We start from the raw sequence: 18,430 nt of genomic DNA, 5'->3' as shown, positions 1-18,430 counted from the left end.
CGGCCGGTCGGCCGGGGCCGGGCGCGGGGGTCAGTCGACCAGGTCCCGGACGACCGCGTCCGCGAGGAGCCGCCCGCGCAGGGTCAGGACGGCTCTTCCCTCGGCGTACGGCTCCGGGGCGAGGAGGCCGTCGGACAGGGCGCGGCGGGAAGCGGCGAGGCCGTCGGGGCGGAGCAGGGAGAGCGGGCAGCCCTCGCGCAGCCGCAGTTCGAGCAGGACGCGCTCGACGCGGCGGTCCTCGTCGGAGAGCAGTTCACGTCCGGCGCCCGGGGTGCGGCCGGAGGCCAGCGCCGCCGCGTACGCCCCGGGGTGCTTCACGTTCCACCAGCGCACCCCGCCGACGTGACTGTGGGCGCCGGGTCCGGCGCCCCACCAGTCGGCGCCGCGCCAGTACAGCTCGTTGTGCAGACAGCGGGCCGCCTCGGAGGTGGCCCAGTTCGACACCTCGTACCAGTCGAAGCCCGCCTTGGCCATCACCTCGTCGGCGATCAGGTAGCGGTCGGCGTGCACGTCGTCGTCGGTCATCGGGACCTCGCCGCGGCGGATCCGGCGGGCGAGCTGGGTCCCCTCCTCGACGATGAGCGCGTAGGCGGAGACATGGTCGGGGCCGGCGCCTAGGGCGGCTTCCAGGGAGGCCCGCCAGTCGTCGTCCGACTCCCCCGGGGTGCCGTAGATCAGGTCGAGGTTCACATGCTCGAAGCCGGCGGCGCGGGCCTCGGCGACACAGGCCTCGGGGCGGCCGGGGGTGTGCGTGCGGTCCAGCACCTTCAGCACGTGCTGCCGGGCGCTCTGCATGCCGAAGGAGACACGGTTGAAGCCGCCGGCGCGGAGCGTCGCGAGGTAGCCGGGGTCCACCGACTCCGGGTTCGCCTCCGTGGTGATCTCCGCGTCGTCCGCGAGCCCGAACTCGTCACGGACCGCTCCCAGCATCCGTACGAGATCGTCGGCGGCCAGCAGCGTGGGGGTGCCGCCGCCGACGAAGACCGTGCGGACGGGGCGCGGGTCGTCGCCGAGGACCTTGCGGGCGAGGCGGATCTCGTCGATCAGGGTGTCCGCGTAGTTGTCCCGGGAGGCGAGCACGCCGCCGGTGCCGCGCAGCTCGGTCGCCGTGTAGGTGTTGAAGTCGCAGTAGCCGCAGCGGGTCGCGCAGTACGGGACGTGCAGATAGAACCCGAGGGGGCGCTCGGCGGACCCGGCCAGGGCGTGCGCGGGCAGCGCCCCGTCGTCGGGGACGGGCTCGCCGTCGGGGAGTGCGGAAGGCATGCGTTCCATTGTCCAGCACCGGCGGAGTCCGCGTTCCCGGCCTGTGGACAACCGGGTTTCTTCGGGCCGTCGGGGTCCCGCGCGCCGTCGGGGTCCCGCGGGCCGTCGGGGTCCCGCGGGCCGTCGGGGTCCCGCGGGCCGTCGGGTTCCTGTGGACAACCGGGTGGCGTCCGCCGGAGGGCGGCGCGGTTGGCGCCGGGGGGCGGCTACTCGGCCTGGAGCACCAGCAGCGCCATGTCGTCCTCCGGCGGCCGGGCCCCGAACTCGTGGACGAGTCTGCGGATGCGTTCCGCGACCAGCTCGGCGTTCAGCCCCGTACAGCCGGCGAGGGCCTGGGCGAGACCGTCCTCGTCGTCGAACTGCCGGCTCCCGTCGCGCCGCTCCGTCACCCCGTCCGTGACGCACAGCAGGGTGTCGCCGGGGTGCAGGTCGAAGGACTCGGAGGTGTAGCCGGGGTCCTCGAAGACCCCGAGCAGGGTCTGCGGCCGGGCCGTCTCCCGTACCGCGCCGTCGGGGGCCAGCAGCAGCGGCAGCGGGTGCCCGGCCGAGGCGAGGGTGCAGCGGACGCCGCCCTCGAACGGCACCAGCTCGCCGTACAGCATGGAGAGGAAGCGGTTCTGCGGGCCGAGGTCGGTGCCGAGGCCGGGCCCGCCGGCCGCCACGAGGGCGCGGGCCGCCGCGTCGGCGGCCTCGGTGGCGTCGTCGAGGAGGAGCTGGTTGAGCCGGTCGAGGACGTCCGCGACGTCGTAGCCCTCGCGGGCGAGCAGCCGCAGCCAGGGCCGCGCGAGGCCGATCACGACGGCCGCCTCGGGCCCCTTGCCCTGGACGTCGCCGACGGCGAAGCACCAGCGGCCGTCCCCGGCCGGGAACACGTCGTAGAAGTCGCCGCTGGGGCCGCCTTTGTCGAGCGGCTCGTAGACGAGGGCGCTGCGCACCCCGGGGATCTCCGCGACGGCGCCGGGCAGCAGCCCGCGTTGCAGGATCCGGCTGATGGTGGCCTGCCGGGCGTACTGGCGGGCCGCGCCGATGGCGAGGGCGATCCGGCGGCTGAGGTCCTCGACCAGCCCGGTCACCTCGTCGGCGAAACCGGCGGGTCCGGCGCGCCCGATGACGAGCGTGCCGAGCGGCCGGCCGCCCGCGATCAGCCGGTACGCCAGTGCCGCGCCGCTCGCCCCGCGCGCGCCCAGCGCCCGGCCGGGCCAGGGCACGGGGACGGCGCGGGACCGGACGGCGTCCGGCAGCCGCGGCGGGTCGTTCTCCAGGGCGGCGCGCAGGTCCTCCACCAGGTGCTCGTTGCCGTGCCAGACGCGGGCCAGCCGGGGCCCGAGGGCGAGGCCGAGGCCGCCCGCCCGGTCGGTGGCCTCGTCCTCCAGCCAGACCGCGCACCAGTCGGCGAGCCGCGGCACGAGGAGTTGTCCGGCGAGCGCGGCGACCAGGTCCTCGTCGAGCTGACCGGCCAGCAGGTCGGAGGCCTCGGCGAGGAAGGACAGGGCCCCGCGGTTGAGCCAGTCCCGCCCCTCGGAGGCGTTCCGCGCACCTCCGGAGGGCACGCTTGGGGAGGGCGGCACGCTTCCGGAGGGCGCGCTTGCGTGGGTGGCGGTCGTACGGGGGCCGTGACTGTCGTTTCCGTCGTCAGCGCCGTCGCTCTGGTCACCGTCGCCGGTGTCGGAGCCGTACGGCCAGGAGGTGCCGCCCGCGTGGCCGGAACCGCCGGGGACGGCGAACGCGGGCCCGCCGGGCACGGCGAAGGCGGACCCGCCCGGGAGCGGCCCGTCCGGCGCATCCGGGACGCCCGAGGCACCGGGCACGCCCGCGACCGGGTCGTCGCCGTCCGCGAGACGGGTGCCCGGCATGACGCCGGGCAGGGCGTCGGCGCCCCCGTCGACCAGCAGCCGCGCCCAGACCGTCTTGACGCCCGGCCGGTAGGTGATCCCCCAGGCCTCGGAGAAAGCGGAGACGAGACGCAGGCCCCGCCCGTACTCCGGTGTCCCGTACGGGCGTTCGGGGCTGTCGTCGCGTATCCCGCGAGCCGGATGGTGGTCGGTCACCTCGACCACCAGCGGGCCCGGCGGTCCGTCGGGGGCGTTCTCCAGCCGGCACAGCAGCTCGATGTCGGTGCCGGCGTGCACGACGGCGTTGGTGACGAGTTCGCTCACCACGAGCGCGGCGTCGTCGGTGAGCCGCTGGTCGATGATCTCGGCGCCGGGCAGCGCCAGTTCGGACCAGCTCGCCAAGGTGTCGCGGAGATAGCGGCGGGCGGCGGCGGGAGCCGGCGGAGTGCCCGGCAGCGTCGTACGGGCCACGGCGTCCTGGCCGGCGCGGTGGTGCGCGGGCGCACCGGGGGCGCACGCCATGGACTCGCGTTGCGTCGGAATGGCCCCCACGGTGCGGCTCCCTGAACAGTTCGGACGAATACACCTCAGCCGATGCGGACAGGGTGACAGACTGACCGCGCCCATAAGCGCCGAGTCACCGAAGTGGGCCGCCATGAGTGAGAACAGTGGTATGCATGTGCTCGAAGCCGGACAGATCCGAGCAGCGGACCCGGCTCCGCTGCCCGCCGCGCGGACGCCGGGCGGGACGGTGACGTCCGCCGGTGCCGGTGGTGAGCCCCGGACATGAGTGAGGCGACGAACCGCGAGCGCGCGAGCATCCTCCTGGTGGACGACATGGAGGACAATCTGCTCGCGCTGGAAGCCGTGCTCGGTTCCCTCAACGAGCCGCTCGTGCGGGCGCGTTCGGGCGAGGAGGCGATGCGGGCGCTGCTGCGGCAGCGGTTCGCCGTGGTGCTGCTCGACATCGGGATGCCGGGCATGGACGGCTTCGAGACGGCCGCGCACATCAAGCGGCTCGACCAGACCAAGGACGTCCCCATCATCTTCCTGACCGGCGCGGACTCCGACGAGGGCTACGCCTTCCGCGGCTACGCGACCGGCGCCGCCGACTATCTGACGAAACCGTTCGACCCGTGGGTGCTGCGCGCCAAGGTCACCGTGTTCCTCGAACTGCACCGCAAGAACCGGCAGTTGGAGCGGCTGCTCGCGCGCGAGGAGGAACGGTTCGACGAACTCGCCGACCAGCTGCGCGCCATCGAGACCGGCATCACCTCCGGAGACCTCCGGGACGCCCCCGAACTCCGGGAACAGCTAAGCCAGTTGGAGACCCTGCTGCGGGACATGCGCGGGGACCGGGGCGCCTGACACCGGGAAGACGCGCGACACCCGCAAGGGCGGCCCACGACGGGGCGCTCACCCAAGTACGCGCACATGCCCACACGCCGCCGCCCCCGGCGGACCGAGGGCGGCGGCATACAGGCGGAGACGGAGACGGAGACGGGGGCGGGGGCGGGGACGGCTCCGGAGAAGCGACCCGGTGCGACCAGTCCGGGGTACTTACGCCTCGCGGGTGCCCGCATACATGTCGTCGATCAGGTGGCGGTACTCCCGCTCCACGACCGGCCGCTTGAGCTTGAGGCTCGGGGTGATCTCGCCGTGCTCGACGTCGAGGTCGCGGGGCAGCAGACGGAACTTCTTGATGGTCTGCCAGCGCTGGAGCCCCTCGTTCAGCTCCTTCACATAGCCCTCGACCATGGCGACCGTCGCGGGCGCGGCGACGACCTCGGCGTACGACCTGCCCTCCAGGCCGTTGTCCTTCGCCCACTCCAGGATCGACGGCTCGTCGAGCGCGATCAGGGCGGTGCAGAAGTTCCGGTCGGCGCCGTGCACGAGGATGTTGGAGACGTAGGGGCAGACCGCCTTGAACTGGCCCTCGACCTCGGCGGGCGCGATGTACTTGCCGCCCGAGGTCTTGATGAGGTCCTTCTTGCGGTCGGTGATCCGCAGATAGCCGTCCGGGGACAGCTCGCCGATGTCACCGGTGTGGAACCAGCCGTCGGCCTCCAGCACCTCGGCGGTCGTCTCGGGCAGCCCGTGGTAGCCCTCCATGATGCCGGGGCCGCGCAGCAGGATCTCGCCGTCGTCCGCGATGCGCACCTCGGTGCCGGGCAGCGGCTTGCCGACGGTGCCGGTGCGGTAGGCCTCGCCCGGGTTCACGAAGGAAGCGGCGGAGGACTCGGTGAGCCCGTAGCCCTCCAGGATGTGGATGCCGGCTCCGGCGAAGAAGTAGCCGATCTCGGGGGCGAGGGCGGCGGAGCCGGAGATGCAGGCGCGCAGGTTGCCGCCGAAGGCCTCGCGGATCTTGGCGAAGACGAGCGTGTCGGCGACCTTGTGCTTGGCGCCGAGCGCGAAGGGCACGGAGGCGGAGCCGGTGCGGCGGAAGTTGTCCTGGCTGACCTTCGCGTACTCGCGGGAGACCTCGGCGGCCCACTGGAAGATCTTGTACTTGGCGCCGCCGCCGGCCCGCGCCTTGGCCGCGACCCCGTTGTAGACCTTCTCGAAGATGCGCGGGACGGCCGCCATGTACGTCGGCTGCACGACCGGCAGGTTCTCGATGATCTTGTCGACGCGGCCGTCGACGGCGGTGACGTGCCCGACCTCGATCTGGCCGGAGGTGAGGACCTTGCCGAAGACGTGCGCGAGCGGCAGCCACAGGTACTGGACGTCGTCCTGGCCGACCAGTCCGGTCGCGGCGATCGCCTTGGCCATGTACGACCAGTTGTCGTGCGGCAGGCGGACGCCCTTGGGGCGGCCGGTGGTGCCGGAGGTGTAGATGAGCGTGGCGAGCTGGTCCGCGGTGATCGCGCCGACCCGCTCCTTGATCAGCTCGGGGTGCGTCTCCAGGTAGGCCGCGCCACGCCGCTCCAGCTCGGCGAGCGTGATGACCCAGTCGTCGCTCTCCACGCCCTCGGCATCGATGACCACGACATGGGACAGCTCGGGGAGGTCGGCCCGGCTGTCCCGGGCCTTGGCGAGCTGCGCCGCGTCCTCGGCGACGAGCACCTTGCTCTCGGAGTCGGAGAGGATGAACGCCGACTCCTCGGCGTTGGTCTGCGGGTAGACCGTCGTGGTGGCGGCGCCGGCGCACAGGATGCCGAGGTCGACGAGGATCCACTCGACGCGGGTGGAGGAGGCGAGCGCGACGCGCTGCTCGGGCCGCACGCCGAGTTCGATGAGACCGGCGGCGATGGCGAAGACCCGCTCGGCGGCCTGGCCCCAGCTCAGCGACTTCCAGTCGTCGGGTCCCTCGCCCTCGGCCGGTACCGGGTAGCGGTAGGCCTCGGCGTCCGGTGTCGCCGCCACGCGCTCCAGGAAGAGGGCCGCGACGGACGGCGGACGGTTCTCGATCAGGGTCTGTGTGTCGCTCACGACATCCTCCGGGCCCGCGGCGTTGCGGCTGGCTCAATTGCGGCTGTTGTTTAACTCGCGAGTAACTACCGAGCAGGGATCAGAGTAGAACGCGCCCGGCCGGTGCGTAAGAGGCGGTGGCCCCCCACTTCCACCAGGACACATCCAGCAGACAAGCACAGGGCCCGCCGCACCGAAGCGCGACGGGCCCTGAAATCCGGCATCCGGGGTGACTACTTCTTGCCCTTGGCGGAGCCGCCGCCGTCGTCGCTGGACAGCACGGCGATGAAGGCCTCTTGCGGAACCTCCACAGAGCCCACCATCTTCATCCGCTTCTTGCCTTCCTTCTGCTTCTCCAGCAGCTTCCGCTTACGGGAGATGTCACCGCCGTAGCACTTGGCGAGGACGTCCTTGCGGATGGCGCGGATGGTCTCGCGGGCGATGACCCGGGAGCCGATGGCCGCCTGGATGGGCACCTCGAAGGCCTGCCGGGGGATCAGCTCGCGCAGCTTGGCGACCAGCCGGACACCGTAGGCGTACGCCTGGTCCTTGTGCGTGATCGCCGAGAAGGCGTCGACCTTGTCGCCGTGCAGCAGGATGTCGACCTTGACCAGGCTGGAGGTCTGCTCGCCGGTGGGCTCGTAGTCCAGCGAGGCGTAGCCGCGGGTCTTGGACTTGAGCTGGTCGAAGAAGTCGAAGACGATCTCGGCGAGCGGCAGGGTGTAGCGGATCTCGACGCGGTCCTCGGAGAGGTAGTCCATGCCGAGCAGGGTGCCGCGCCGGGTCTGGCACAGCTCCATGATCGAGCCGATGAACTCCGAGGGCGCGAGGATGGTCGCGCGCACGACGGGCTCGTAGACCTTGTCGATCTTGCCCTCGGGGAACTCGCTCGGGTTGGTGACGATGTGCTCGCTGCGGTCCTCCATCTCGACGCGGTAGACCACGTTCGGGGCGGTGGCGATCAGGTCGAGGCCGAACTCGCGCTCCAGCCGCTCGCGGATCACGTCGAGGTGCAGCAGGCCGAGGAAGCCGACGCGGAAGCCGAAGCCGAGCGCCGCCGAGGTCTCCGGCTCGTAGACCAGCGCCGCGTCGTTGAGCTGGAGCTTGTCCAGCGCGTCGCGCAGCTCGGGGTAGTCGGAGCCGTCCAGCGGATACAGGCCCGAGAAGACCATCGGCTTGGGGTCCTTGTACCCGCCGAGGGCCTCGGTCGCGCCCTTGTTCAGGGTGGTGATGGTGTCACCGACCTTGGACTGGCGGACGTCCTTCACGCCGGTGATCAGATAGCCGACCTCGCCGACGCCGAGCCCGTCGGCGGGCAGCATCTCCGGGGAGTTGGTACCGATCTCCAGCAGCTCGTGGGTGGCGCCCGTGGACATCATCCGGATGCGCTCACGCTTGTTGAGCTGCCCGTCGATGACACGCACGTACGTCACGACGCCACGGTACGAGTCGTACACCGAGTCGAAGATCATCGCGCGGGCCGGGGCGTCCTGGACGCCGACCGGGGCGGGGATCTCGGCGACGACCTTGTCGAGCAGCGCCTCGACACCCAGGCCCGTCTTGGCGGAGACCTTGAGGACGTCCTCGGGGTCGCAGCCGATGAGGTTGGCCAGCTCCTCGGAGAACTTCTCCGGCTGGGCGGCCGGCAGGTCGATCTTGTTCAGTACGGGGATGATCTTGAGGTCGTTCTCCATCGCCAGGTAGAGGTTGGCGAGGGTCTGGGCCTCGATCCCCTGGGCGGCGTCGACGAGCAGGACCGTGCCCTCGCAGGCCGCCAGGGACCGCGACACCTCGTAGGTGAAGTCGACGTGTCCGGGGGTGTCGATCATGTTGAGGATGTGGGTGCGGCCCGGATCCTCGGACGGGGCCCAGGGCAGCCGGACCGCCTGGGACTTGATCGTGATCCCACGCTCGCGCTCGATGTCCATGCGGTCGAGGTACTGAGCGCGCATCTGCCGCTGCTCGACCACCCCGGTGAGCTGGAGCATCCGGTCGGCGAGAGTGGACTTGCCGTGGTCGATGTGCGCGATGATGCAGAAATTGCGGATCAGAGCCGGGTCGGTACGGCTCGGCTCGGGCGCGGTGTTAGGGGTCGCGGGCACGCAGGGTCCTGTCTCTTGAGGCGCCTGTCGCCTCGGGTCGGATCGATACGTAGGCTCCATGGTCCCACGCGCGGCGGACTGCGACCGGATTGGGCCGGTCGCAGGGGGGCTGGTAGCCTGGGTGGCTGTGTCTCGTGCCCTCTCAGCGGGAGACGCACCCAAGAAAATCAAACGGCGGGTGAGACGTGCTGTCTCGCCTGCCTGAACCTGTAGAGGCTCATTCGTGGCGAACATCAAGTCCCAGATCAAGCGGATCAAGACCAACGAGAAGGCCCGGCTGCGCAACAAGGCCGTCAAGTCTTCCCTGAAGACCGCGATCCGCAAGGCCCGCGAGGCTTCGGCCGCGGGTGACGTCGAGAAGGCCACCGAGTACACGCGCGCCGCGTCGCGCCAGCTCGACAAGGCCGTCTCGAAGGGCGTCATCCACAAGAACCAGGCCGCCAACAAGAAGTCGGCGCTTGCTTCGAAGGTCGCCGCCCTCAAGGGCTGAGTCGGCTGGGCCCCTCGGGCTCACCCTCTGACTTACTTGACGTGACCGTCGGCCGGACCCGAGCGGGCCCTCTCTCTCCGCTCCCGACCGACACCCCCGGACCCGCGCACGATCTGCGTTCGCCACGCGGGCGTGGGTCCACCCAGCACCAACCGAAGGCCCCGCTTGCTCCCCTGTCGGGAGACGAGCGGGGCCTTCGGCATGTACCGGCGTGTACCGGCGTGGGGGCCGGCCCTGGGTGGGGTGGGCCTGGGTGGGGGCTCTGGGTGGGGGTGGGGCCCTGGGTGGGGGTGGGACCCGGCTGGGGGCCCTGGGTGGAGGGCTGCCGGCCCTGGCTGGAGCCGGGGCCGGTGGTGAGCTGGCCGGGACCGGGAGTTTGCTGGCCGGGGCCGGGGGTGCGCTGGCCGGGACCGGGAGTTTGCTGGCCGGGGCCGGGGGTGCGCTGGCCGGGACCGAGGGTGTGCTAGCCGGACCGGGGGTGTGCTGGCCGGACCGGGGGTGTGTGCGTGCCGGCCGCGGCCAGGGCGGGCCGCGTCTCTAGCCGCGGCCGGAGCGGGCCGCGCGGGCGATGGTCACGACCGCCTTCTCCAACGCGTACTCCGGATCGTCGCCGCCGCCCTTGACGCCGGCGTCCGCCTCCGCGACGGCCCGCAGGGCCACGGAGACCCCGTCCGGTGTCCACCCGCGCATCTGCTGGCGCACACGGTCGATCTTCCAGGGCGGCATCCCCAGCTCACGGGCCAGGTCGGCGGGCCGGCCGCCGCGCGCCGAGGACAGCTTGCCGATCGCCCGGACGCCCTGCGCGAGCGCGCTGGTGATCAGGACGGGAGCCACCCCGGTCGACAGCGACCAGCGCAACGCCTCCAGCGCCTCCGCGGCCCGCCCCTCCACGGCCCGGTCGGCCACGGTGAAGCTGGAGGCCTCGGCGCGCCCGGTGTAGTAGCGGCCGACGATCGCCTCGTCGATGGTCCCCTCGACGTCCGCGGTGAGCTGCGCCACCGCCGACGCCAGCTCCCGCAGGTCGCTCCCGATGGAGTCCACCAGCGCCTGGCAGGCCTCCGGCGTGGCCGAACGCCCCACCGTCCGGAACTCTCCCCGCACGAACCCCAGCCGGTCCGCCGGCTTCGTCATCTTGGGGCACGCGACCTCCCGCGCCCCCGCCTTGCGCGCGGCGTCGAGCAGCCCCTTGCCCTTGGCGCCGCCCGCGTGCAGCAGCACGAGGGTGATCTCCTCGGCGGGCGCGTCGAGATACTTCTTGACGTCCTTGATCGTGTCCGCCGAGAGGTCCTGCGCGTTGCGTACGATCACGACCTTGCGCTCGGCGAAGAGCGACGGGCTCGTCAGCTCGTCCAGCGTGCCGGGCTGCAACTGGTCCGAGGCGAGGTCGCGCACGTCCGTGTCGGCGTCGGCGGCCCGAGCCGCGGCCACCACCTCGTGCACGGCACGGTCGAGCAGGAGATCCTCCTGGCCCACGGCGAGCGTGAGGGGGGCGAGGAAGTCGTCTTGAGCGGTCTTCTTGGCCATCCCCGAAAGCATCCCACGCCCTACTGACAACGCCCGCCCACCCGGGGTCGGTATCGGCGGCCAGCCCGGGGTCAGGGCTCCTCGCGCCAGCCGTCCCACTCCGCCGCGAACTCGTCCAGTTCCTTCGGGTCGAGGCGTTCGCCGGTGTCGGTCAGGACGACCAGCCACTGGGCGTCCTCGGCATCGTCCTCGCCGGCCAGCGCGTCCCGGACGAGCTGCGGCTCCTCGTGCAGCCCGAACCTGTCCCCGACGGCCTCCGCCACCTCTTCCGCGGCGTCACGGTCGGGCAGCACCAGCACATGTCTCACGTCACTCACGCGGCCATTTTGCGGTACGCCGCCGGGAGCCGTTCCCCAGGGCCACCTTCCGCGTGGGCCGACCCCCGGCCGACGGCCCCGTACCCGGCCCAGCCCGCCCCGCCCCGCCCCGCCCCGGAGGAGACGTCACCCCGCCGCCCTCACCTCGGGCACCCGGTCCAGCTCGATCCCGAAGCGCTCCCGGTACACCGCGAGCACCTCCTCGTCCGTGGCGACCTCCACCACGTCCTTCGTCCCGTCGGGGTCCGTCACCGTGAACTTCCTGCCGCTGAGCGTGATCCGGCCCCCGTCCTTGGTGACCCGCGAGCAGACCAGCGACCGGGCGAAGTGCGAGAGCGGCGACGTGCTGTGCCACCAGGCCCCGACCACGAAGTCCCCGAGGACGCGCGGCCGTTCCTCCAGCCGGTACTGGCGTTTGCCGCCCAGGAGGACGTCCAGGTCCTCGCTCTCCCGGCCGCCGCCGGCACCCCGGACGCCCGCCGCGTCGGGCCCGGACTCGACGACCCGGAACACCCCGCCGGGGTCGCGCTGTTCGCCCCGCTCGCCGAAGGCCAGCGGATAGTGGCTGTGCGCCCCGAACCCGACGTCGGTGAGCCAGTCGCCCCCGTCCACCGTCCGCACCCGCAGCGCGAGATGGTCGTACGGAATCCCGAGCTTCCCGTCCTCCCCGTACACCCGCGCCGCGAGCAGCGTCACGTCGAAGCCGAGCGAGCCCAGCAACGCCCCGAACGCGCCGTTCAGTTCGTAGCAGAAGCCCCCTCTGCGGGCGCCCACCAGTTTGTCGAGCAGCCTCTTCTCGTCCAGCACGATCTCCTCGCCGAGGTGGATCGACAGGTTCTCGAACGGCACCGTCCTCAGATGACGCGACTGAAGCTCGCGCAGCACGTCGGACGTGGGCCACGCGGGGTGCTGGGCCCCGATACGGCGGAGGTAGGCGTCGGCCTGTGCGGAATTCATGCCCTCAGTGTCCCGCCCCACTCCCCCCGACGCCCGCACCCACGACAAGGAGCACCCGCCTTCGCCGCCCGACAGCCAAGTGCTGGGCCTACGGGAAGGGTTGGAGCGGCCCTCATGGAGATCGGGGCTCTTCCGTACGTTCAGCCTACGGGTCACCAGGAGGCCGGGCCCTCATCCCGTGCAAGTTCGTGCAAGGCAGTGGGTTGGACGGCTGACGTGGAGCATGCTTGTGGAGACAGTTCGTACACGAACTCCGTGGAGGGGCTCATGACGCTGCACAAGCTGGGCAAGGACCCGGACAGCCCGGAGGGCAAGTCCCCCACCGTCTACTACGACGACGCGACGGACAACTACCTGTTGCAGGGATGGAAGGTGTTGGACGACGACCGCCTCGGACAGATGGACATCCCCGAGCATGAGACCGTGATCGAATTCCCGAAGCGCATGATGCAGTTCTTCCCGGAGGTCAACGGCAGTGGCGGCACCGGCACCGACTCTTGAGGATCGTCTCCGCGCCTGCACCCGCACCGCCGTGCATCTGGAGATGCGGGACGGGTACATGCGATCCGATCCCCGTTTCGTGGCCTGGCGGAAGGGAGTCCGGGAGGGCTTGGACGTGGCTGGTTCGTGGCTGACCCTGATCTCGGACGTCACCTCACGAGGCGTTCTCGTACGCCGGGCACGCATCGTGTCCGAGCCCGTGAGCGACTACGTCAGGTTTGAGCACCACCTGACCGGTGCCAACGTCGCTGCGGGCGAGGAGGTCCGCTGGCTGCCCCGGCGAAGGGCATCGGATCTGGCGTTGCCGGGGAACGACTTCTGGCTCTTCGACGACGAAGTTGCCGTCTTCCACCACTTCGACGGGGACGGAGAGCCGGCCCCCGACGACGAGGAAGTACGTACGGACAGCGCGGCCGTGAGGCTGTGTGCGGAAGCGTTCGCCGCCGTGTGGGCGCGCGCAGTCGCCCACGGCGACTACAAGGTCGCCTGAGAGGGCGAGTTCAAGGACAGTGGCGTCCCCGTCCTCCAGCATCCAGGAAGCACGTCGTGCGCTTGGCCTGCGTCTCCGTGAGATCCGGAAGGACTCGGGTCTCACCGGCAGGGAGCTGGCCAAGCGCGCCGGCTGGCACGAGTCGAAGACCTCGCGCCTGGAGCACGGCAGAACGCCTCCCTCCGACGCGGACATCCGCGCGTGGACGCTGATCTGCGGCACGGCCGATCAGGCGCCGGACCTCATCGCCACCGCGCGGGGCATCGAGGGGCAGTACGTCGAGTGGCGGCGCATGGAACAGGCCGGGCTCAAGCGCGCACAGGAGTCGGTGCGTCCCCTGTTCGATCGCACGCGCCGCTTCCGCACCTACCAGTCGTGGGTGATTCCCGGCCTGCTCCAGACAAGCGCCTACACACGTGCGGTGCTCAGCACAGTCAGCGAACTCCGCGACGTGCCGGACGACATCGACGAGGCCGTGGCGGTGCGGATGGACCGTCAGCGGATCCTTCATTCAGGCAACCACCGCTTCGCCATGCTGATCGAGGAGTGGGTACTCCGTACCGTCATCGGTGACGCGGAGACCACGGCCGGGCAACTGGGGCACCTCATCGCCGTCGCCTCACTGCCGTCGGTAAGTCTGGGGATCATCCCGCTGGGTCTGCCTCGCGGCGTCGGGTGGCCTGTCGAGTCCTTCACCATGTACGACGAGACACAGGTGAATGTGGAACTTGTGTCGGCCCATCTGACCGTGACGCAGCCACGGGAGATCGAGGAGTACGCGCGGGCCTTCACCGAACTGTCCGCTATCGCGGTGTACGGCGCTCCCGCGAGATCCCTCATCACCGCCGCCGTCGACGCACTCGGGTGAATCCGCGCAAGTCCGCGCAAGCTCGTTGAGCGGTTCACTGGCGCCTCCCTACGGTCAACAGGCATCGCCACGCGTTGACGCGCAAGCACGAACAGCGACAGCGCGGAGGTGCCGCCCAGCCCGACCAACACCGACCGAGGTCCTGATGCCTGTGAGCAGCGTCGTACGCCCTACAGGGCACCCCGGATACTCCGAGACCCTCCCCCGCGAGGCCGAGAGCGCGGCCACGGCCCGCAGGCTCGTCCGGACCGCTCTGGCCGTCTGGGGTCTGGAGGACCGGACAGAGGACGCCATGGTCGTCATCACTGAGCTGGTCTCCAACGCCGTCGACCACGGCCGCCTCCCCCACATCCGCGTGATCGTCTCCCGGCCCACGGAGAACCGGGTCCGCATCGGGGTCGTCGACCGCTCGAAGACCATCCCGATGCCGCGTACGGACTCCAACGGCGACCAGATCCGTGGCCGGGGTCTCCTGATCGTGGACTCCCTCACGGACCGCTGGGGCACCGACCTGTACCGGTGGGGCAAGCAGGTCTGGGGCGAGCTGAAGTGCGAGCCGGCCCCATGACCGCCGAGGAGCGCTCCGCGTGGGTCGGGGACCAGGTCTTCGACGAGGACGCGGGCAAGGAGGGCATCGTCTCCGACGTGAAGGCCGGGACCTTCGTCATCCGCGAGCTGTACGCCAGGCCCCTCACCTGGACCGCCCCCGGCCCCGAGCGCCTGCGGATCACGGTCACCCGCGAGGAGAGGATCAAGCAGCGCCAGGAACTAGGCTGGTGACCCAAGCCAAGCCCCTCACGGCGTAGAGGCCACCCCCTCAGTGTCCCGCCACACTCAACCCCGCTCCCGCACCCACGACGGCGAGCGACCCGTCCTGGTCGGTTCGCAGCACCACCGCGCCCCCGGCCCGCAGCGCCGCCACCGTGCTCGGAGCCGGGTGACCATAGACGTTGTCTCTGCCGCACGAGATGAGCGCGAGCCGCGGCGCCGCCAGGCGTATCAGCTCGGGATCCTGATAGGCGGACCCGTGGTGGGCGACCTTGAGTACGTCCACACCGGTCACCTCGGCCGCCGCCGGCGATCTCAACAAGGCCCGCTGCGCGGGTGGTTCCAGGTCTCCGAGCAACAGCAGCCGCAGCCCAGCCGAGCGGGCGAGCAGCGCGATGCTCGCGTCGTTGGGACCGTCCGGCGCCGGGGCCGGATCGGGCGGCGGCCACAGCACCTCCCAGTCGACGCTTCCGGTGCGCCGCCGCTCCCCCGCCACGGCCCGGGTCACCGGAATGTGCCGCGCCGCCGCCTCCCTCCGTACGAACTCGGCCTGGTCGTGCGGCTCTTCGAACCCCGTCGTCTCGATCGCCCCCACCGACCGCCCGTCGAGCACGCCGGTCAGTCCCGCCACATGGTCGGCGTGGAAGTGCGTCAGCAGGACGAGCGGAATCCTGGTGACGCCGAGCGCGCTCAGACAGCGGTCGACCAGGACCGGGTCCGGCCCCGCGTCCACCACCACCGCGCTGCCCTCGCCCGCCGCCAGCACCGTAGCGTCGCCCTGCCCCACGTCACACATCGCGAACCGCCAGCCCGGCGGCGGCCAGCCCGTGATCACCCGGGTCAACGGCGCCGGCTGCACCACGACCAGCAGGAACAGCACCCCGCAGGCAGTACTCAGCCAGGGATGCCGCAGCAGTCTCCGCCCGACGAGGACGACCACCAGCGTGACCAGGGCCAGCAGTCCCGCGCCCGCCCAACTGCCCGGCCAGTCCACTCCCGCGCCGGGCAGCGCCGCGCCGGTGCGCGCGATGTCCGCGATCCACCGGGCGGGCCAACTGGCGCACCACGCGCACACCTTGGCCACCGGCATCGCCACGCTCGCCGTCGCCAGCGTCCCGAAACCGAGCACGGTGGCCGGCGCGACCGCGAACTCCGCGAGCAGATTGCACGGCACCGCCACCAGACTGACCCGCGCCGACAGCACGGCGACCACGGGCGCGCAGAGTGCCTGCGCCGCGGCGGCCGCGGCGAGCGCCTCCGCGAGCCGGGGAGGAACCCGGCGCCGTCGCAGCGCCGCGCTCCAGCGCGGTGCGAGCGTCAGCAGCGCGCCGGTGGCCAGCACCGAGAGCAGGAACCCGTAACTACGGGACAGCCAGGGGTCGTACAGCACCAGCAGCAGCACCGCCGCGGCCAGCGCCGGGATCAGCGACCGGCGGCGCCCGGTCGCGATGGCGAGCAGCGCGATTGATCCGCAGGCCGCCGCCCGCAGCACGCTCGGGTCGGGCCGGCAGACGATCACGAACGCGAGCGTGAGCGCCCCGCCGAGCAGCGCGGTCGCTCGCAGCGGGACACCGAGCCGGGGTGCGAGGCCGCGCCGCTCCACCCGTTGCGCGAGTCCCGCCGGGCCGATGAACAGGGCCAGCAGCAGCGTGAAGTTGCCCCCGCTGACGGCCAGGAGATGAGTGAGGTCGGTCGCCTTGAACGCCTCGTCCAGCTCCGGCGTGACCCGCGCGGTGTCCCCGACGACCAGGCCCGGCAGCAGCGCCCGCGCGTCCGGCACCAGACCGTCGGTCGCCTCGCGCAGCCCCTCGCGGAGCCGCCCGGCGAACCGTTGCGCCCCCGACGGCTCCCCCACCACCTCCGGGCGCGCGCTCCCCCGCACCCGCAGCACCGCCGCGATGCCGTCCCCGCCCGACAGCGCCGGCACGACCCGCGCCGAGACCCGCACCCTGGTCGACGGCAACAGCGCCAACCAGGGCGAGCGCTCCCCCGCCCCCGCACCCACCCCCGGCGCCGCTCCTCGCCGCGAGCGCGCGTCGACGATCACGAGCACCGGTGTCCGGGTGGCGAGCACGCTCCCGTCGCGCTGCTCGATCCTCCGGACCCGTGCCTCGAAGAGCAACGCCGTCGGCGCCATGTGGTCCCCGGTGATCCGGGGCCGGGTGAACCGTGGATCGGAGGTGACCTCCACCTCCGCCGTCACCTGGGCGAACTCCCTGGCAAGCGCCGGTACAGGCCCGCGCCGCAGATCCGCCCCGTGCAACCCCGCGGAGGCGGCAGCCGCGGCGACACAGAGCAACACGGCCCCAACGGCCACCCGAGACCACCCGCGCCCCCGCGACCCCGGCCACCCAGGCCCTCTCGACTCCGGCGCAGCATTCGCCGTCGCCTCCGGCCACACGGGCACCCTCGACTCCGGCGCAGAATTCGCCGGCACCTCCGACGACACGGGCACCCTCGTCTCGGACCCAGCATCCGCCCGCGACCCCGGTAGCCGACTCGGCCCCACGGACCCCGGTCGCGCATCCGGCACAACAGCCGCTCGCGAGCCCGGTCGCATACCCGGCGGTGAGTCCGGCCCCACACCAGCCTCCCGCCTGCCCGCAGAAACCCGGCGCGCCCCTCTCCCCTCGCCCCACCCGTCACGCCGCCCGGCCGGCAACAGCACGCCCGCCGCGACCAGGGACACCACGACCACTGCCGTGACCCACCCCGGTGACGCCCCCACCGTCACCGCCGCCGTCGTCCAGACCGCGAGGGCGGGCGGGACGAGCCGGAGGTCCGCCGGGCCCTCGACCCGAGGGTGCGCGGCGCCCAGCCGCTTGCCGGAGTCGGCGTGCACGGCCGTACGGCTCACCGAACCGGGGTGAGCGGACCGCCCTCCCCCTGCCTCCTCCGCCGATCCCGAAGATCCCGACGTCCCCGGTGTTCCCGACGTCCCGAATGCTCCCGGCGTACCCCGGGGTCCTCGCCCGCCCGGCCGGGCGTCCCGCCCGCTGTCGGCGGCCCTCCCTCCGGAACCCCTCATGGCCGCACCAGGTCCCGGAGGTCGGAGAAGCGGCGGTCGCCGATGCCGTTCACCTCGCGGAGTTCGTCCACCGAGCGGAAACCGCCGTGTGCCGTGCGGTAGTCGATGATGTGCCGGGCCAGCACGGGCCCGACGCCGGGCAGAGTGTCCAGCTGGTCGACCGTGGCCGTGTTGAGGGAGACGGGGGCCGAGGCCCCGACACCGGCCGCACCCCCTACCACCCCTGCCCCTGCCCCCGCCGATCCCGCCCCGGCGAACGCCGCTCCACCCGCCCCCGCGCCCTCCGGCGGCGCCGACGCTCCGACCACGATCTGCTCACCGTCCACCAGCAGCCGCGCCCGGTTGAGCCCGTCGGTGTCCGTGCCGGGCCGCACACCACCGGCGGCCCGCAGCGCGTCCTCCACCCGGGACCCGGCCGGCAACCGTTGCAGGCCGGGGTCCCGCACCTTCCCGCCGACGTCCACGACAACCCGGCCCCCGGCGGCTCCGGCGGGACCGGCGGCACCCACGGAACCGGCGGCACCCGTCGAGGCACCCGATCCCCGTGCCGCGCCCGCCTGTTCCTGTTCCGCCTCCGCGCCCTTGCCTCCGAACGGCACCCCGGCCCGTACGACTTCGGGTGCCCGCACGGGCTGTGTCCTGCCGGCCCAGAAGTGCTGGACGGCGAAGAGGGCCGCCGCCACCAGGAGCACGGTCAGCGCGACCACGCTCCTGCGTTCAAGACCGCACCGCGCCTGAAGCCACAACGGCAACCTCTCCCGCACGGCGAGCCCGGCCCGCTCCCGCCAGGCCCCGACGCCCGAACCGGCCCGGGGCACCGGCACCGGCTCGGGCTCGGGCCCGACGCCGGCATCAACACCGGGCTCGGCCCCAGACCGG

16 protein-coding genes are annotated in these 18,430 nt (G+C 72.3%); 7 read left to right on the top strand and 9 right to left on the bottom strand.

Features of this window, described 5'->3' with window-relative positions:
* Nucleotides 1–30: 30 nt before the first annotated feature.
* Nucleotides 31–1,272: a radical SAM family heme chaperone HemW gene (hemW, locus tag AB0912_RS24475; protein ID WP_366703188.1), complete on the bottom strand. Its 1,242-nt coding sequence runs from the start codon at nucleotides 1,270–1,272 to the stop codon at nucleotides 31–33.
* A gap of 197 nt (nucleotides 1,273–1,469) precedes the next feature.
* The gene (locus AB0912_RS24470; protein ID WP_366703186.1) at nucleotides 1,470–3,647 is read right to left on the bottom strand and encodes a SpoIIE family protein phosphatase; all 2,178 of its coding nucleotides are present in this window, start codon (nucleotides 3,645–3,647) and stop codon (nucleotides 1,470–1,472) included.
* A gap of 234 nt (nucleotides 3,648–3,881) precedes the next feature.
* Here AB0912_RS24470 and AB0912_RS24465 point away from each other — a divergent pair, with 234 nt between their 5' ends.
* Nucleotides 3,882–4,463, top strand: a complete 582-nt coding sequence (locus AB0912_RS24465; protein ID WP_366703184.1) for a response regulator — start codon at nucleotides 3,882–3,884, stop codon at nucleotides 4,461–4,463.
* Between the two features lie 192 nt (nucleotides 4,464–4,655).
* Here AB0912_RS24465 and AB0912_RS24460 read toward each other — a convergent pair whose 3' ends face one another.
* Together AB0912_RS24460 and lepA are read right to left on the bottom strand one after the other, a co-directional pair.
* Nucleotides 4,656–6,527 (bottom strand): AMP-dependent synthetase/ligase, encoded by a 1,872-nt coding sequence (locus tag AB0912_RS24460; protein WP_366703182.1) that lies wholly within the window; start codon nucleotides 6,525–6,527, stop codon nucleotides 4,656–4,658.
* Nucleotides 6,528–6,739: 212 nt separating this feature from the next.
* Complete coding sequence (lepA, locus tag AB0912_RS24455; RefSeq protein ID WP_366703180.1) at nucleotides 6,740–8,608, bottom strand: translation elongation factor 4; 1,869 nt, start codon at nucleotides 8,606–8,608, stop codon at nucleotides 6,740–6,742.
* Nucleotides 8,609–8,831: 223 nt separating this feature from the next.
* Between lepA and rpsT the strand changes: the two genes are divergently transcribed.
* Complete coding sequence (gene rpsT, locus AB0912_RS24450) at nucleotides 8,832–9,098, top strand: 30S ribosomal protein S20 (protein WP_081217227.1); 267 nt, start codon at nucleotides 8,832–8,834, stop codon at nucleotides 9,096–9,098.
* 537 nt (nucleotides 9,099–9,635) lie between these two features.
* On the opposite strand, the gene holA is transcribed toward rpsT, so the two are convergent.
* From holA to AB0912_RS24435, 3 genes are all read right to left on the bottom strand, one after another.
* Complete coding sequence (holA, locus tag AB0912_RS24445) at nucleotides 9,636–10,622, bottom strand: DNA polymerase III subunit delta (RefSeq protein ID WP_366703178.1); 987 nt, start codon at nucleotides 10,620–10,622, stop codon at nucleotides 9,636–9,638.
* A 71-nt stretch (nucleotides 10,623–10,693) separates the two neighbouring features.
* Nucleotides 10,694–10,939, bottom strand: a complete 246-nt coding sequence (locus AB0912_RS24440; RefSeq protein ID WP_366703176.1) for a hypothetical protein — start codon at nucleotides 10,937–10,939, stop codon at nucleotides 10,694–10,696.
* 126 nt (nucleotides 10,940–11,065) lie between these two features.
* On the bottom strand, nucleotides 11,066–11,896 hold the full coding sequence (locus AB0912_RS24435) for an arylamine N-acetyltransferase (protein WP_366703174.1): 831 nt from the start codon (nucleotides 11,894–11,896) through the stop codon (nucleotides 11,066–11,068).
* Nucleotides 11,897–12,163: 267 nt separating this feature from the next.
* Between AB0912_RS24435 and AB0912_RS24430 the strand changes: the two genes are divergently transcribed.
* The 5 genes from AB0912_RS24430 to AB0912_RS24410 all read left to right on the top strand — a co-directional run bounded on the left by AB0912_RS24430 (nucleotide 12,164) and on the right by AB0912_RS24410 (nucleotide 14,535).
* Complete coding sequence (locus AB0912_RS24430) at nucleotides 12,164–12,397, top strand: hypothetical protein (protein ID WP_200677416.1); 234 nt, start codon at nucleotides 12,164–12,166, stop codon at nucleotides 12,395–12,397.
* Between the two features lie 43 nt (nucleotides 12,398–12,440).
* A complete protein-coding gene (locus AB0912_RS24425; RefSeq protein WP_366703238.1) occupies nucleotides 12,441–12,887 on the top strand; it encodes a DUF6879 family protein in 447 nt (148 codons plus the stop codon).
* A gap of 19 nt (nucleotides 12,888–12,906) precedes the next feature.
* Nucleotides 12,907–13,755 carry a helix-turn-helix transcriptional regulator gene (locus AB0912_RS24420; protein ID WP_366703172.1) on the top strand — a complete coding sequence of 283 codons (849 nt, stop codon included), beginning with the start codon at nucleotides 12,907–12,909 and terminating at the stop codon, nucleotides 13,753–13,755.
* A gap of 145 nt (nucleotides 13,756–13,900) precedes the next feature.
* Nucleotides 13,901–14,323 carry an ATP-binding protein gene (locus AB0912_RS24415; RefSeq protein ID WP_366703170.1) on the top strand — a complete coding sequence of 141 codons (423 nt, stop codon included), beginning with the start codon at nucleotides 13,901–13,903 and terminating at the stop codon, nucleotides 14,321–14,323.
* Complete coding sequence (locus AB0912_RS24410) at nucleotides 14,320–14,535, top strand: hypothetical protein (protein WP_366703168.1); 216 nt, start codon at nucleotides 14,320–14,322, stop codon at nucleotides 14,533–14,535. The genes AB0912_RS24415 and AB0912_RS24410 overlap by 4 nt, the downstream gene beginning before the upstream one ends.
* Before the next feature lie 37 nt (nucleotides 14,536–14,572).
* On the opposite strand, the gene AB0912_RS24405 is transcribed toward AB0912_RS24410, so the two are convergent.
* Both AB0912_RS24405 and AB0912_RS24400 read right to left on the bottom strand, forming a co-directional pair.
* Nucleotides 14,573–17,365: a ComEC/Rec2 family competence protein gene (locus AB0912_RS24405; protein WP_366703236.1), complete on the bottom strand. Its 2,793-nt coding sequence runs from the start codon at nucleotides 17,363–17,365 to the stop codon at nucleotides 14,573–14,575.
* A gap of 182 nt (nucleotides 17,366–17,547) precedes the next feature.
* The gene (locus AB0912_RS24400) at nucleotides 17,548–18,375 is read right to left on the bottom strand and encodes a ComEA family DNA-binding protein (RefSeq protein WP_366703166.1); all 828 of its coding nucleotides are present in this window, start codon (nucleotides 18,373–18,375) and stop codon (nucleotides 17,548–17,550) included.
* Nucleotides 18,376–18,430 lie beyond the last annotated feature (55 nt).

The organism is Streptomyces sp. NPDC007084 (assembly GCF_040703595.1).
GTDB lineage: Bacteria > Actinomycetota > Actinomycetes > Streptomycetales > Streptomycetaceae > Streptomyces.
Note: the sequence above shows the minus strand (reverse complement) of the source record. Positions and strands in the feature narration are given on the sequence as shown.